At 28.6% G+C, this 15,711-nt stretch carries 14 protein-coding genes; 7 read left to right on the plus strand and 7 right to left on the minus strand.

Annotated features, from left to right (window positions below; genetic code table 11):
* The first annotated feature begins 140 nt into the window (after window positions 1-140).
* Both SM9_RS11355 and SM9_RS11360 read left to right on the plus strand, forming a co-directional pair.
* Window positions 141-1,154, plus strand: a complete 1,014-nt coding sequence (locus SM9_RS11355; RefSeq protein WP_058740248.1) for a putative glycoside hydrolase — start codon at window positions 141-143, stop codon at window positions 1,152-1,154.
* Window positions 1,155-1,291: 137 nt separating this feature from the next.
* Window positions 1,292-3,442 carry a Tex family protein gene (locus SM9_RS11360; RefSeq protein ID WP_058740249.1) on the plus strand — a complete coding sequence of 717 codons (2,151 nt, stop codon included), beginning with the start codon at window positions 1,292-1,294 and terminating at the stop codon, window positions 3,440-3,442.
* Window positions 3,443-3,843: 401 nt separating this feature from the next.
* On the opposite strand, the gene SM9_RS11365 is transcribed toward SM9_RS11360, so the two are convergent.
* Both SM9_RS11365 and SM9_RS11370 read right to left on the minus strand, forming a co-directional pair.
* A complete protein-coding gene (locus SM9_RS11365; RefSeq protein ID WP_232299136.1) occupies window positions 3,844-4,290 on the minus strand; it encodes a transposase in 447 nt (148 codons plus the stop codon).
* Window positions 4,291-4,577: 287 nt separating this feature from the next.
* Window positions 4,578-5,039 carry a helix-turn-helix domain-containing protein gene (locus SM9_RS11370; protein WP_058740251.1) on the minus strand — a complete coding sequence of 154 codons (462 nt, stop codon included), beginning with the start codon at window positions 5,037-5,039 and terminating at the stop codon, window positions 4,578-4,580.
* Between the two features lie 333 nt (window positions 5,040-5,372).
* Here SM9_RS11370 and SM9_RS11375 point away from each other — a divergent pair, with 333 nt between their 5' ends.
* From SM9_RS11375 to SM9_RS11395, 5 genes are all read left to right on the plus strand, one after another.
* Window positions 5,373-6,455 carry an acyltransferase gene (locus SM9_RS11375; RefSeq protein WP_058740252.1) on the plus strand — a complete coding sequence of 361 codons (1,083 nt, stop codon included), beginning with the start codon at window positions 5,373-5,375 and terminating at the stop codon, window positions 6,453-6,455.
* Window positions 6,452-7,945, plus strand: coding sequence for a DUF2142 domain-containing protein (locus SM9_RS11380; protein ID WP_058740253.1), 1,494 nt, complete (start codon window positions 6,452-6,454; stop codon window positions 7,943-7,945). The genes SM9_RS11375 and SM9_RS11380 overlap by 4 nt, the downstream gene beginning before the upstream one ends.
* Window positions 7,946-8,068: 123 nt before the next feature.
* Complete coding sequence (locus SM9_RS11385; protein ID WP_058740254.1) at window positions 8,069-8,497, plus strand: GtrA family protein; 429 nt, start codon at window positions 8,069-8,071, stop codon at window positions 8,495-8,497.
* 104 nt (window positions 8,498-8,601) lie between these two features.
* Entirely contained in the window at window positions 8,602-9,621 is a 1,020-nt protein-coding gene (purE, locus tag SM9_RS11390) for a 5-(carboxyamino)imidazole ribonucleotide mutase (RefSeq protein ID WP_058740255.1), read from the plus strand.
* An 8-nt stretch (window positions 9,622-9,629) separates the two neighbouring features.
* A complete protein-coding gene (locus tag SM9_RS11395; protein ID WP_058740256.1) occupies window positions 9,630-10,886 on the plus strand; it encodes a UbiD family decarboxylase in 1,257 nt (418 codons plus the stop codon).
* A gap of 2 nt (window positions 10,887-10,888) precedes the next feature.
* On the opposite strand, the gene amrS is transcribed toward SM9_RS11395, so the two are convergent.
* The 5 genes from amrS to cfbA form a co-directional block, all read right to left on the minus strand.
* Window positions 10,889-11,761 (minus strand): AmmeMemoRadiSam system radical SAM enzyme, encoded by an 873-nt coding sequence (gene amrS, locus SM9_RS11400; RefSeq protein WP_083495910.1) that lies wholly within the window; start codon window positions 11,759-11,761, stop codon window positions 10,889-10,891.
* Complete coding sequence (gene thiL / locus SM9_RS11405; RefSeq protein ID WP_058740257.1) at window positions 11,751-12,665, minus strand: thiamine-phosphate kinase; 915 nt, start codon at window positions 12,663-12,665, stop codon at window positions 11,751-11,753. Before thiL ends, amrS begins: the two co-directional genes overlap by 11 nt.
* An 81-nt stretch (window positions 12,666-12,746) precedes the next feature.
* On the minus strand, window positions 12,747-14,330 hold the full coding sequence (locus SM9_RS11410; RefSeq protein WP_058740258.1) for a hypothetical protein: 1,584 nt from the start codon (window positions 14,328-14,330) through the stop codon (window positions 12,747-12,749).
* Between the two features lie 423 nt (window positions 14,331-14,753).
* A complete protein-coding gene (locus SM9_RS11415; RefSeq protein ID WP_058740259.1) occupies window positions 14,754-14,963 on the minus strand; it encodes a hypothetical protein in 210 nt (69 codons plus the stop codon).
* A gap of 204 nt (window positions 14,964-15,167) precedes the next feature.
* A complete protein-coding gene (gene cfbA, locus SM9_RS11420; RefSeq protein WP_058740260.1) occupies window positions 15,168-15,656 on the minus strand; it encodes a sirohydrochlorin nickelochelatase in 489 nt (162 codons plus the stop codon).
* Window positions 15,657-15,711: the final 55 nt, after the last annotated feature.

Raw genomic sequence — 15,711 nt, forward strand, 5'->3', positions numbered from 1 at the left:
ATTATTATTTTCATTATTTATTAATTTATTTTAAATTATATTTTTGTAAAAAAAGTTAAAAAAACAAAAAAGAATATAAAAGAGAATAAAAAAACAGATTAATTAAGGAGATATAGGGAGGACTATTTATTTATAAAAAATTGTTAATTTTATTATTAACACTTTCTGTTGTTTTTTCTGTTGCAGTTGTTTCAGCAATTGATGCAAATTCATCGGACAATCACCACATAATTCAAAATGATTCAAGTGTTAATTATGAAAATCAAGAAATAAACCATCCGCCAAAAAATCACCACCCGCCAAAGCATGACTTTAGACCTGATGAAAAATCCGTTTCAAAAGATTTCGATTTCTTTGGACTTTTTACTATTTTTAAAGATAATAAAAAACATGGATATTGGGTCTTGTCAGAAGACATGAAAAAGGTCGATTTGGATAAGCTTTCCAAAAATGGAGTTAATATAATATTTTTAAACTCTTATGCATTTACCGAACATGGACAAAGAGATGTTTTAGACTGGATTAAACAGGCTAATGACCATGGAATAGAAGTTCATATATGGATGCAAATATTTAATACGGGCGACTGGATATCTCCATTGAAAAATGGTACTCCAGATACTGCATACTTTAACTACAAAATAGAAGAAGCCAAGTATTATGCAGGTCTTGATGGAGTGAGCGGACTGCAAATGGATTACATAAGATATGAAGGAGATGCTTATAAATATCCTAATGGAACCGCTGCAATAACTCAATTTGTTAAAAGTTTTTCAGAATCTGTTAAAAAGGTAGATCCAAGTTTAACCGTATCTGCAACAGTAATGCCTGAAGAGAATGCAAGCTATTATTATGGGCAGGACATTACAACAATAGGAAAATATGTTGATGTCATAGTTCCTATGATGTATAAGGGAAATTATCAGCAGAACAGTTCATGGATACAAAATACAACAGAGTGGTTTGTAAATAATTCTGGAGACGCTAAAATATGGATTGGTCTTCAAACATACAAATCCGATTTCAATGTAACCAAAACCCCAGTAAAAGAATTAATGAATGATCAAAAATTTGCTTTTGATAATGGTGCTAATGGAGTAATATACTTCAGATGGGGGCTAAACGAAGAACTTGAAAATGAAAAATTAAACTGATTCTACAAATAATCTAAATTAAATTTTTAGATTATTAATTTTTATTAAATACTTTTTTTAATCTTTTTTAATATAACAGGAAATTATTTATCTTAAAAGTTCGAAAAAATAATTAGAATTATTGAAGGTTTTAATCAATGATAAATCAAACACTGGAAAAAGAATTAAATCTCAAAAATTGGCAAGTGAAAAAAGTAATAAAACTGATTGATGAAGGAAATACAATCCCATTCATTGCAAGATATAGAAAAGATGTAACAGGTTCACTTAACGATGAAGTATTAAGAAAATTCGATGAAAGATTAAAATATCTTAGAAATCTTGAAGAAAAAAAAACTAAAATTATCGAAAGAATTCGTAGTCTGGATAAATTAAACGAACAGCTTAAAAACGATATTTTAAATGCAAAAACATTAGTTGAACTTGAGGATTTATACAGACCATATAAAAGTAAAAAACATACAAGAGCTACAGTTGCTAAAGAAAAAGGTCTGGAAGCATTGGCCAATATTATTTTAAAGCAGGACACTGAAAAACCTATTTTGGAAATAGCTAAAAAATATATTAACCCAAAAAAAGATGTAAACACTGCTGAAGAAGCAATTGAAGGTGCAAAAGATATTATCGCTGAGATAATATCAGACAATTCTCTTTTTAGAAAAAAAATAAGGCAGAATACTTTTTATACTGGTAAAATTGAATGTAAAGTAAAAAATAAAGATATTTCATCACAATATGAAGATTATTATGAGTATTTTGAAGATTTAAGAAAGATTCCTCCTCACAGAATTCTTGCCATCAACAGGGCTGAAAAAGAAGGTGTTATTAGAGCAAAAGTTACACTTGAAATAGATGATATCATCATTTATTTAAAAAGACATATTCTTAAAAATAAATCCAAAATTGCTGAAAAAATAAAATATAATCCCAATACAACTCCAATTATCTCAGATGCTATAAATGATTCCTATAAACGATTAATAGCACCTGCAATTGAGCGGGAAATTAGAAGTTTTCTAACTAAAAAAGCGGAAGAAAAATCAATTAAAGTATTTGCACAAAACTTAAATCAGCTTTTAATGGAATCTCCATTGGCCGGAAAAACCATTCTTGGATGGGATCCTGCTTTTAAAACAGGATGTAAACTAGCAATTATTGATGAGACTGGGAAAGTACTTGAAACTGCATTGATTTATCCGACAGAACCGCAAAATAAAGTAGCTGAATCTAAAAAAGTAGTTCGTGATTTAATTAAAAAACATGACATTGATGTCATTGCAATAGGTAATGGAACAGCATCAAGAGAATCAGAAGAGATTGTATCGGATATCATAAAAGATACTGATGTTGAATACATTATTGTAAATGAAGCAGGAGCATCTGTTTATTCAGCAAGCAAATTGGCTGATGAAGAGTTTCCTGATTTTTCAGAAGGTGAACGCAGTGCAGTCAGTATTGCCCGAAGACTTCAAGATCCACTAGCCGAACTTGTAAAAATCGACCCGAAATCTATTGGGGTGGGCCAATACCAGCATGATATGAATCAAAAGCAATTAACAGAATCACTGAGTGGTGTTGTTGAAAAAGTAGTAAATGAAGTCGGTGTTGATTTAAATACCGCATCTCCTAGCCTACTTAACTATGTTTCAGGGCTCAATAAAACCACATCCAAAAATATTATAGAATATAGGGATAAAAATGGCAGCTTTAAAAACAGAAAAGAACTGCTTAATGTTAAAAAATTAGGAAAAAAGACTTTTGAGCAATGTGCGGGTTTTGTAAAAATCGATAATCCGGAATATCCTCTCGACAATACAACGATACACCCTGAATCATATGATGCAACATTAAAACTTTTAAAAGGATTAGGTTACTCTTTAGATGATATTGGTAAGGAAAATTTAAAATTAGACAATTTAAAACTGGATGAAATATCTAAAGATTATGATATCGGTGTTGAAACTCTAAAGGACATCATTCATGAACTTAAAAAGCCCGGTCGTGACCCACGTGACGATATGCCAAAACCAAAATTAAGGAAAAATGTTTTGTCTATTGAAGATTTGGAGGAAGGCATGATTTTAGAGGGAACTGTTAGAAACATAGTTGATTTTGGTGCATTTGTTGACATTGGAGTTCATCAGGATGGTTTAGTCCATAAATCACAGCTGGCAAACAAATTTGTTAAACATCCTCTCGACATTGTTAATGTTGGTGAAATAGTTAATGTTAAGGTTCTGGATGTTGACATCAAAAGAAATAGGATTCAATTGTCAATGAAAATTTAATATAACATTTGTAGTAAAAAAACGAAATTATAATAAATATATTCACTTAACAAATTGATGTCAGGTATTTTTCTTTAAAATTTTTTTGTAGTGAATCGCCTCGACATTTATCATTAAAGATATTATGAGATTCTTCTATTAACATTTCTTTTGATTCGATTATTATGCCTTTATAGTACTTTACCAAATTATTATGTTGGATTTGGTAAAAATTCTTGGGCTGTTACACTTTTAGTAGTATAAGGATTACCAAGCTATCCCCGGATTACTTTCCGGTTTGTTAATTTTATTAACAATTATACTTAAGTAATATAAATATAAGTAATTTTATGATTAATATAAATCATATTACTTTATATATTTTGTTTTTTTCAGAGCAATTTTTCAATATGAAATCAATTTCAATAAAAATCATTTATCAAAAAAATTAAGTAAATAACTATAATATATTTTTTGTGGATGTCCCAAACACTTTCGACTGGATCAAACCATGGAGAATATTCAGGTATGTATAATAGATATATATTCAATGCTTCTGCTATGTCTTGTGCAAAATCAGAGAGGTGTGCTCGTGCATTGTCCAAGAATATGACAATACGTGGCTTATTTTGGAAAATTTGATAAATTTCTAAATCTTTTATCATCTGATAGATATAATCTTTTTTTGTTTTCTTTATTTTATCGAGATTTTCAGTTGATTCTCTTTTGCAATGTTTTCCTAATTTTCTAGCAAGAATTGATGATTTATCTCGTTTATTTCTTTTCATTAATCTTAAAATTTTTCCAGTGAAATCATCGTTATTTTCATCATTATTTTCAATAATTTTTCTTATATCTTTTTTTGACAAATCATAATTGTTTATTATATAATTTAATAATTTTATATCCTGTTCTTCATGTGAATAGAAATTTCTTATTTTGAATAAAGATTTACCAAATTCAAATTCATTTAAATTTTTTATATCGAACAATAAAGATTCGCAATTAAACCCTAATATTCCTAAAAAATTCACGGAATATGATTTAGCCGTTATTTGTGCTGTATTTTCTTCACCTTCGGGATAAATAGTTTTTCTAGTCCCAATTCATGTTTTTATTGTAGATTCATCTAGTGCAATGACAATGTCATGTATTGTTATTTTTGCAAAATTAATGTTTTTTTTAAGATTTCTTCTCCATTTTCTGGCGCTTCTCTAAATTTAGGTCTCGGTTTGCCGTAATTAAATCCTAATTGTCTTACAATATTGCAAACATGGGGCAGACTGAATTTGATTCCGAAATCATCTTTTAAAATCCTTTGAGCATCTGTCATTGTTAGATTTTCACATTCAATCAGAATTTGTTTGAATTGTACTTTATTTTCTTCTGATAATTTTGATGGTTTTCCACCACTAAAATTAGAAATTAAACCATCTAAACCGTTTTTTTCGCAAGCTTTAGCCCATCTATTTATTGATCTATAACTAACTCTAAGAATTTCACCCGTTTCTTTATGATTATGTCCTGTGGATATTAATTTCATTGCTATCAAGCGTTGATAATATCTTATTGGATAATCAAGAGATTCTAAAGCTTCATCTAATTCCTCTTCACTCATCACATTAAATATGTCAATTTTACTTTTTTAGGCATAATATATTATATGTCTAAATAGTATATAAAAGACATGACAAAAGTTAGTTAAGTTACTATATATTCTAAATTTATTCTATTTACTTATTTGTTCCTAATCAAATGAAACATGCAAACATTGATGAAATAAATTTAGAAATAACATAGTTCGGCATTAATTATTGAAAGACTAGTTTTTGGCAAACAAAACTGAGTCAAAAAAAGATGGAATTATGTTAAATACTATAATAATATAAATAACTTAAAAAAATATATTATATTAAGAAAATAATTTAGAATATAAAATAAGGGATTTTTTATGGGCAATAAAATCAGATATATGTACATAGATATTTTAAAAACTGTCGCAATTTTTGCAATAATAATAAGTCATGTGTGCATTATTGGAAGACAAGCCGCAATTTTAAATATACCTTTTACTCACTTTCAACACATCGGAAAAGTTGGTGTCCCATTATTTTTAATGATATCTGGTGCATTACTTTTAAATAGAAATTATCCTTCGATTAAAGAATTTATTTGCAAAAAAATGTTAAGAATAATTCCACCATACATTTTTTGGATGTTAATTGCATTAATGGTTATTGGATTCCTAAATCACGTTCCTTTTAATTATGATGGGTTAATTTTTTATATAAACAATTTTTTTAATTTAGGAGTAAATTGGTACTTCTGGATGGTAATTGGAGTATTTTTAGCTATTCCTATTATAAATGAATTTATTAAAAATAAAAAAATTGAAGGGGCAAAATATTTTTCTTTAATATTTATAATATCATCAATCATATACCAAATATGCATTTTATTTAACTGGACTAGTTTTCTCGATTTAAGCTTCTTTATAACACCAATTGGATATGTAATTTTAGGTTACTATTTAGCAAATAGAGAATATAAACTTTCAAGTAATGCCTTAATTATAATTGGACTAATTGTATTTCTCTCAATATTTATTATAAGACTTTATCAGCCAATTCCATATAAAATTCTATATTTATTTATGGTGAATAATACAATTCATTTAGATTCATTTTTAGATATTAGTCTAATAGGTATACTTGAATCAACAAGCATATTTATTTTAATTAAAGCAATTGACGACAGTAAAAAAGGATTTGGAAAAAAAATAAAAGGATTTTTTGAAATTAATGTAGTTAAAAAAATAATACTAAGCATTAGTAAATCAAGTTATGGTATGTATTTAACGCATATATATTTAGTAATGATTGTTTTCCACTATTTTGACTTACTCCCATTATCCGGAACAAAAATGGCATTATTAATAGCTATTTTAAGTATAATTACTATTATTTTAGCACATATTTCAGTATTAATTGTATCAAAAATACCTAAACTTAAAATATTATCAGGATATTCATGATAGACTATAAAGACTACTTAAATAACTATAAATCATTAATAATTTTATTAATATCAATTATTATTTTAAACATTATTATATTCAATGAAGCTAATTTTAAATCTTCATTTTTCATTTTTACTGTTATTTACACGACAATAAGTGGAATTATTTCATTATATTACTATGAAAAAACAAAAAATATAGAACAAACCGTATTTCTAATTATTATATTATTTGGATTATTGTGTGTATTCCTATCCCCGATTAACAGTGTATCTGATGAGGGAGAACATTTCATGAGATCTGAAATAACATCTCATGGAGATTTCTTTCCAAAATACATCACACAGAACAATAAAAATGGATTTATGAGTATTGATTCACTAGCCCATATGCCAATGGATAAAACATTCCTTGAAACTGATTCCTGGAATAGTCAACCAATAAATACGACTCCACATTTAGTTAACTCAGCATTTGAACAAAATCCATTTTATGTATATCTTGCACAGGCCATAGGAATTAATCTAGCAAAATTACTAAATTTAAATCAAATAAGTATGTTGTGGGCTGGAAGACTTTTTAATTTATTGCTATATGCTTCATTTACATTTATAGCTATTAAAAAAACTCCTATCCTAAAAGTACCAATGGCAGTTGTTGCAACATTTCCACTAGCAATAGTTCAAGCCGCATCATTCAGTAGTGATTCTTTTATATTTAGTTTTTCATTTATAGTAATAGCTTATCTTTTATACATGTATAAAGCAAAAGAAGGAAGTTTAACAAAAAAAGAAATTGGGATTTTCACGATTTTAGTTATTATTCTTGGATTTTCAAAAGTAACATTAGGTGGATTTGCATTATTAATACTGATTGTTCCAAAAAGTAATTTTAAAAATCCTAAAGACAAATATTTAGGATTTTTATCAATATTTATAATATTAATAACCTTAATTATTTGGGCTAAATTTTATGCTGTTGGAAGCATATCACATTCATGGAGAGCTTCTTTATTTACACAAAAAAATGTAAATGCCAATAATCAAATAAAATATTTATTATCAGATATAAATGGTTTAATTACTTTTTTAAAAATTGGAAATCAAATTCCAGTGCAAATTAATGCACTATCGAAACTTTATACAAACTATGATAATTTTCCATTGTTTAATATAATATACGCATTATTTTTCATCGTATTCTCCATATTTTATCAGTTGGAAGATAAAATTAAGAGAAATACACGTATAATAACTGCTTTCACCTTGTTAATCATTATTTTTGGAACATATCTGGTTCAATATTTAACTTGGGCTCCTGTCGGTGCTAAAGATTTAATTGAATCTGGAGTTGTTCCTAGATACTTTTTACCTGTATTTGTATTAATTCCATTTATTATAAACTATAAAAATTCAAAAATTAAAAATAGTGAAATTTTAATTATAACGTGCATTGTGATATTCTTATGTAGTATGTTTACATTTATGGCCGGAATAATATATTAATGATTTAAAGATATTAACTAGATGTTTAAGTACTTTAAATATCAAAATTAATAAATAAAATAAATTAAAAACATTAATATAAACTACAATTATAAATGTTTATTTACTTATTTAGGTGATTTAATGAAAGATTTGGCCAAAAAATTATTTGTTGATAAAACAGACCATGTTTTCTTACAATTCTTTAGATTCATTTTTGTTGGTGGTACAGCATTTTTAATTGACTTTTTTATATATTTCGCATTGGTGGAATTTGTTAATGTAAACTACTTAATTGCCGCTACAATAGCATTTTTCATATCTGTCCTTGCAAATTACTATTTATCAACATCTTGGGTCTTTAATCAAAGCCAAATTGAGAATAGGGCCGTGGAATTCAATATTTTTTTAGCTATAAGTATTGTTGGTTGGATATTTACAGAAATACTTCTCTATATATTCACAGACTTATGGTCAATTAATTATTTATGGTCTAAAATCATTGCATCTATATTGGTTTTATTCTGGAACTTTTCAGCACGTCGCGTAATGTTTTATGGGAAAAAATTATGATTTACTATTTTTAAAACATCACCATTTTATTACACAAAAAAATAATCTTAAATATTAATAAAAGTCATATTATTAACTAATATTAATTTTATGAAGGTAATTTAATGGTTCCAAAAGTGATGATTATATTAGGTAGTGGTTCTGATATTGCTATTGCTGAGAAAAGTATGGATATTTTAGAAAAATTAGAAATTCCATATAGTTTAAAAATAGCATCAGCCCACAGAACATTAAACCTTGTTCGTGAATTAGTAAAACAGGGCACTGATGCAGGAATTGAAGTTTTTATAGGAATTGCCGGTCTTGCAGCCCATTTACCTGGAGTAATCGCGGCATACACTCCAAGACCAGTTATTGGTGTTCCTGTTGATGTAAAAACAGGCGGTATTGATGCTCTTGACTCATGTGTTCAAATGCCTTATCCTTCACCTATTGCAACCGTCGGAATTGATAGGGGAGATAACGGTGCGATTTTAGCCGCTCAGTTTATTGGTATTCATGATGAAGAGGTTCGCCAGAAAGTCATTGAATTAAGAAAAGAGTATAAAAAAAAGGTTTTTGACAGCAATAAAATTGTAGATGAAATTGAAGATAAAAAATTCCTTGTTAAAGATTTTCTAAAAGTTGAAAACTTAAAAATTAAAAAGGAAAAACTTGAAATTAACAAGTCAAACATTGAAGAAGATGCAGATGTTGCAATAATAGCTGGAAGACAATCCGATTTAATAGTTGCTAAAAAAGTAAGTGCAACATTGGATAGGCTTAAAATAAGCTATAATATGAAAGTCGTATGTCCGATAAGGTCAAACGAAAAATTTAAAAGTTATGTTGCCTCTGTTGAAAACTCCAAAATATTCATTGGAATCAGTTCAAACTCATCTCAAGTTACAGGAGCCTTGGTTGGTCTGACAGACAGACCAGTAATTGGAGTTCCATGTGAAAATGAGCTTGGAAGAGAACATATGCTTACAACAGTTAATATGCCTCCTGGAGTACCTGTTGCAACTGTAGGTATTAACAATGGACGTAATGCGGGTGTTTTAGCTGGTGAAATACTTTCAATTAAAGATACTAATACTATTGAAGTTTTAACAAAATTAAAAGATAAAAAAATTAACTTATAGGGATTGAAATGAAAATCAATGATGAAAACATAATTGAAATAACAGAAGAATTATCTTCAGAATATGAAGTGTCACGCGTTTTAAGAAATTATCCAAAGGACACAGTTATCATAAATAATGTTAAAGGATTTGACATGCCAGTTATTTCAGGCATATGTAATACCCGTGCAAAAATAGCTGAATCAATTAACTGTGAAGTCTCTGAAATTACTGAAAAGATTATAGAAGCTAGTGATAATCCTATTAAAGTTGATAAATTTACTGATTTCAGTGAATATGACACTTTAGAAATTGATCTGGATAAAATACCTATATTAACCCATTATAAAAGAGATGGTGGAAAATACATTACCGCAGGTGTTGTATTTGCACGTGACCCTGTAAGCGGAATTCAAAATGCATCAATACACAGAATGATGGTGCTGGACAATAAAAGACTTGTAATTAGGATTGTTCCAAGAAATCTTTACACATATTTCCAAAATGCTCAAAAAGAAGGTAAGGACTTGGAAATAGCAATAGCCATTGGAATGGATCCGGCAATATTGCTTGCAAGTACAACTTCAATTCCTATAGATTATAATGAAATGGATGTTGCCAATGCATTCAAAGATGGTGAATTGACATTAATTAAATGTGGAGATTTGGAAGTGCCACAGGCAGACATTATTTTAGAAGGTAAAATTTCCGTGACAGAAACTGTTCGTGAAGGTCCATTTGTCGATTTGACCGATACTTATGATATTATTCGTGACCAGCCAGTGATTAACTTGGAAAAAATGCATATTAAAAAAGATAATCCATGTTATCATGCAATTATCCCAGCAGGATTTGAACATAAATTATTGCAAGGTCTTCCTCAGGAACCTAGAATATTTAAATCCGTTAAAAATGCAGTTCCTACAGTGGAAAATGTTGTTTTAACTGAAGGAGGATGCTGTTGGTTACATGCTGCTGTTTCTATTAACAAACAAACAGAAGGTGATGGTAAAAATGCAATAATGGCCGCATTATCTGCTCATCCATCATTAAAGCATTGTGTTGTTGTAGATACAGATGTTAATGTGTTTGATGCTGAAGATGTTGAGTATGCAATAGCTACACGTGTAAAAGGTGATAGAGACATTATGATTGTTCCTAATGTTCGTGGTTCTTCACTTGATCCTGTAGCCGAAAGTGATGGTACTACAACAAAAATCGGTGTTGATGCAACAAAATCTTTAAAAACTATAGAAAAATTCGAAAGAGTAAGTTTTGGGGAATGAATCTAAATATTTCCCAAATAAACATTTTTTATTCCTTTTTTTATTGCAATTTCACGAGCCTTATATAGAATTTTCTTATCTGTAGGTTCAATGTCTCTCATTTTATAGTATGGAAATGCTCTTGAAAAGTGCAATGGAACATCAACAGATAATTCATCTGCAACAAAATCACATAACTGTTCTATTTCTTGTAATGAATCATTATAATCATTAATTAATAGATTTGTAATTTCCAGGTGTTTGCCTGCCAAATATATATTTCTTAAATTATCCAAAACTATGTCTAAATCAGCACCACATACTTTTTTATAGAATTTTTCAGACATTGATTTCAGGTCTATGTTAAAAGCATCCACAAAAGTTAAGATTTCTTGAAGGGAATTAGTTGACATGTAACCGTTACTTACATAAATCACTTTCAGATTTTTTGACTTTGCAAGTAAAGAAGTTTTTTTGTTAAATGGTAAGTGTATCGTAGGTTCATTATATGTCCAAGCAATTGACTTACAATTATATTTTAATGCATTTTCCACGATGGTTTCTGGAAGTATTTTAATTCCATTACCAAACTTTTCATATTCATGTGAGATTATATAGTTCTGGCAGTGCAAACATGTCATGTTACACCCAAAACCTCCAATCGAATAGGTAAAAGTACCTGGCATGAAATGATTTAAAGGCTTTTTTTCAACAGGATCCGGACTTAAGGAAGATACAATCCCATAACTTAAATCAAAAAGCTCTCCATTTACATTTTTATGTTGTTTGCAAATCCCAACACTGCCATCAGCTATTTTACAATAATTTGCGCAAATCTCACATCTAATCTTTTGTGTCTTGGAGCTTTTTTTATATAAATTTTGACTAACTAACATAATGATTATATCCCCTATTGTCGATTTCTTTTATTTCACCATTGCTTAATGTAATCTGTATTTTATTTGAATTGTTAACTTCACCAATAACCTTAAAATCAATATCCAAATCATCAACATCACTAACGGTAAAAACCAATTCAAAATCTTCACCTACATGTAAAATCAGTTCAAGATAATCAAGTTCTAATTTGGATGAGATTTCTTTAAATTCATCGGATATTTCAAGCTTATCTTCATGAATCATGAAACCGAGCGAATCCCTTTTCATTTCATATAATTCTGATGCCAGTCCATCAGTAATATCTGTTGCGGAAGTAGCTCCTGCATCTTTAATAATTTTACCTTCTTTTAATCTTGCCAAGGGTTTTAATGATTTATCAGTATAAATATTATCTTCATTTAAATTAAACCCCAATGCGGCAAGGCCAATATCTCCAGTGATGCAAAGAAAATCCCCTTCATTGGCCGTGTTTTTAAGTAAAGGATTATCACATAAACCTAATGCCGTGCCGGAAATAATTATTTCCGATGCCTCATTTGTATCTCCACCAATTAACGGAATATTATAATAGTTGCAAGCATTGATAACTCCATCAATTATCTCTTTAAAATGTTCAACTTCCAGGTCTTTTGGAAGGGCTATTGATAGCAAGAAACCTAAAGGATCAGCACCCATAGCTGCAAGGTCACTAACATTAACAGTGACTGATTTAAAACCCATCTGAAAATAAGACATCCTACTGGGAAAATGTTTTGATGCTATAAGCATATCACATGTAGAAATAAGATTTGTATCACTGAATCTTGTAACAGCAGTATCATCAGCAACAATATCTTCTGATTTAGATAAAATATAGTTAATTAATTCTTTTTCACCAATATCCGAGACCTTTAAAGCCATGTATATTAGTATTAATTTTTAAATAAATAAATTTTAAGAAAAAAAATAAAGTAATGTGAAAAATCACATTTACTTAAATGCCTATTCCACAATTGTAATAGTATTCATACTAAGTATAGATGAATAATATTCATCATCAATAGTACCGAATAAGAAATTATCCTTAAATCCTACTGGGAGTTGCTGGCCGATTTGTACAAGACCGTTTGCATCAGGATATGCACCATAAGTAGTGCCGTTGAAGTAAAGAATACCATAATGCTCACCGGTTATAGGATTACCTGAATTTTTCTCATGTAAGTAGAATTGAATAGGTTGACCGTATTTAACTTCAGAACTTACCAATTTTACAGTTGGAGTAATTCTTACTTTAATAAGGTTGGATAATTTACAGTTTTCAAATTCTGCTGTGATAACATAATTACCTGGCCTTAAATTAATAGTTAATGATGCGGTACCGTTTTCATCACTGGTTCTGGTATACATTACACCATTGATATTGAATTTAACTTCTTTATTTTTAGCTAAAGTACCATTATCTTCATAAAGAGCTACAGTATATTTTTCACTAGCATTATACTCCATGGAGATATTTCCACCGGTGTTTGAATTTTTAACTTCAATTTTATTTAAAACTTCAACAGTGTTTGACATTTGTTCTGTAGTAACAGGATTAATAGCTGTTAATGTGTATTTTCCAGAATTCAAATTAATGTTTAACTTTGCAGTACCGTTTTCATTTGTAGATCTGGTATACATTACACCATTAATGTTAAATGTAACATCAGCATTAGCTAAAGGATTACCTTGACTGTCTGTGAAATTAGCGTAATACTGAGTACCATTCCTATAATATTTTTTAATATCTTCACCGTAAATAGTTGGTAAAATTGTAATATTATTAGAAACTTTAAGATTATTTGGGCCTATAGCTGTAATGATGTATTTGCCGGAATTTAAATTAATGTTTAATTTAGCAATGCCTGAGGCATTGGATTTACGTTCATACATTACACCATTAATGTTAAATGTAACATCAGCATTAGCTAAAGGATTACCTTGGCCATCTAAAACAGTGAGATAATATTGAGTGCCATTTTTATAAGATTTAACAACATCATCAGCATTTAAAGTTGATAAAACAGTGATGTTATTGATAACACTTTCATTAGTTACGGGATTGGTTACTTTAAGATCATAATTTCCTGGTTCCAAATTAATTGAAAAATAGATGAAACCGGAGGAATTAGTAGTTCTATTATAATTTCTACCATTAATCTCAATTGGAATTGTTTGGTTAACTAATGGATTACCATCTACATCTAAAAAGCCAGCAGTATATTGGGTATCATTTTTATAATATTTTACTAAATCGCTTGATGTGATTGATGAACCAGTAGTATTAGTTGAATCATCAGTTGAATTACCAGCCACATCAGTTGAATTACCAGCCACATCAGTTGAATTTCCAGATACATCTGTTGCAGGAGCATCTTCACTTAAACTTTCTTCATTAATAGTATCTGCAGAAATAACATCAACAGAATTTAAATCTGTAGATATTAAATCTGCATTATTATCGACTGTATCATTCGCACTAATTGCAGAAATTGATAAAACCGTTAATAAAATTATTGTAATAAAAAAAATATTTTTAAACTTCATAAAAATCACATGTTAAATTATGATGTAATATGTTTTATACTAATATATATATAAAATTTTTCTTCAAAATGAAAAAAACTATTCTAATTTAATTCCATTTTCCAAAGTATAACAAAATGTTTGCACAATAAGTTTCATATAAAAAATAAACGTATATTCATTATCCTTAAGATTGACCTTTTCAATATAGGTTGAAAATCCTCCGCACCATCCTTCCTCTTTTTGTTTAAATGCATCGGCATCAAATCTTTTTTTGGTTAATGCATAATAATAATTAACATCCCATTATTGCCAGTCAGCTAATAATGAGTTTATCTGTGTTAACCTTTCTATCAGGACAACACCAACAGTTAATTCAATGAATACATCATTTCAGAAAGTTTATCTATTAAAATTAAATCTGAGCAAATAATATTATTTTCATCATAAGGACAATTTAGCTACTTGCGCTTTATAAGAATATAATTTAACAAGCTTTTCTTTAAAATATTTGGATGAATCTGATAAATCAATTTGTTCAGGAACATTAGTTATCTTGTCAATGCAAGTTCCATTAGGATTAATTCTTAAACGAACTAAAACAAAAACGACATCTTTGGTTGCATTTATTGTTAATATCCATATTAATGGCATTGAAAAGCATAGGTTCTTTTTGAGGAACTATAAAAATGATTTTATCCTCAATGACAAATTTTCTTTTAATATTTGATAATTTTTTTCCGATTGAACCCATTAAATATCCCGTTAAAAACAATTATTTAATTAAAATTATTCTTAAATATTTAATTTTTTTCTATATGGGTATTTAAATTGAAAAAAAAACAAAAAAAGAGAACATTATAAATGTTCTGAAATTCTATCCTTTATGATATCATATAACCTTGTATCAATACCAAGAGGGTCTGTTAAGATTATTTCACCATCAAACTCAAAACTTTCCTCTTCATCATGATGATGGTGATGATGATGTCCGTGACCATGTCCATGGTCGTGGCCGTGATGGTGATGATGATGATGATGACCGTGTGCATCTTCTTCCTTAAAATCACTTTCAATTCCAAGCAATCCTGGAATATCCCTTTTTGTATGTAATCCATGAGCGACAAATACAGGAACTACAATAATTCTTTCTAAATCGTTTTCTTTAGTTAATTTATTAATAGTTTCAGGAATTCCCGGTTTTCTAATTTCCATAAATCCATATTCAACTGCTACATTTGGGAATTCTTCTCTATACATATCAGTGTAAGCTTTAATTACTTCTTCACCATCATCTAATCTGCTTCCATGGCTTAAAAGTAAAATACCAGTTTTTTCATCAATCATAATAACAACTCATTTTTTATTACTACTATTTTATAATTAAAAATATTTAAAGTTT

Origin of the sequence: Methanobrevibacter millerae (assembly GCF_001477655.1) — an archaeon.
In the GTDB taxonomy this organism is placed as follows: Archaea; Methanobacteriota; Methanobacteria; order Methanobacteriales; family Methanobacteriaceae; genus Methanocatella; species Methanocatella millerae_A.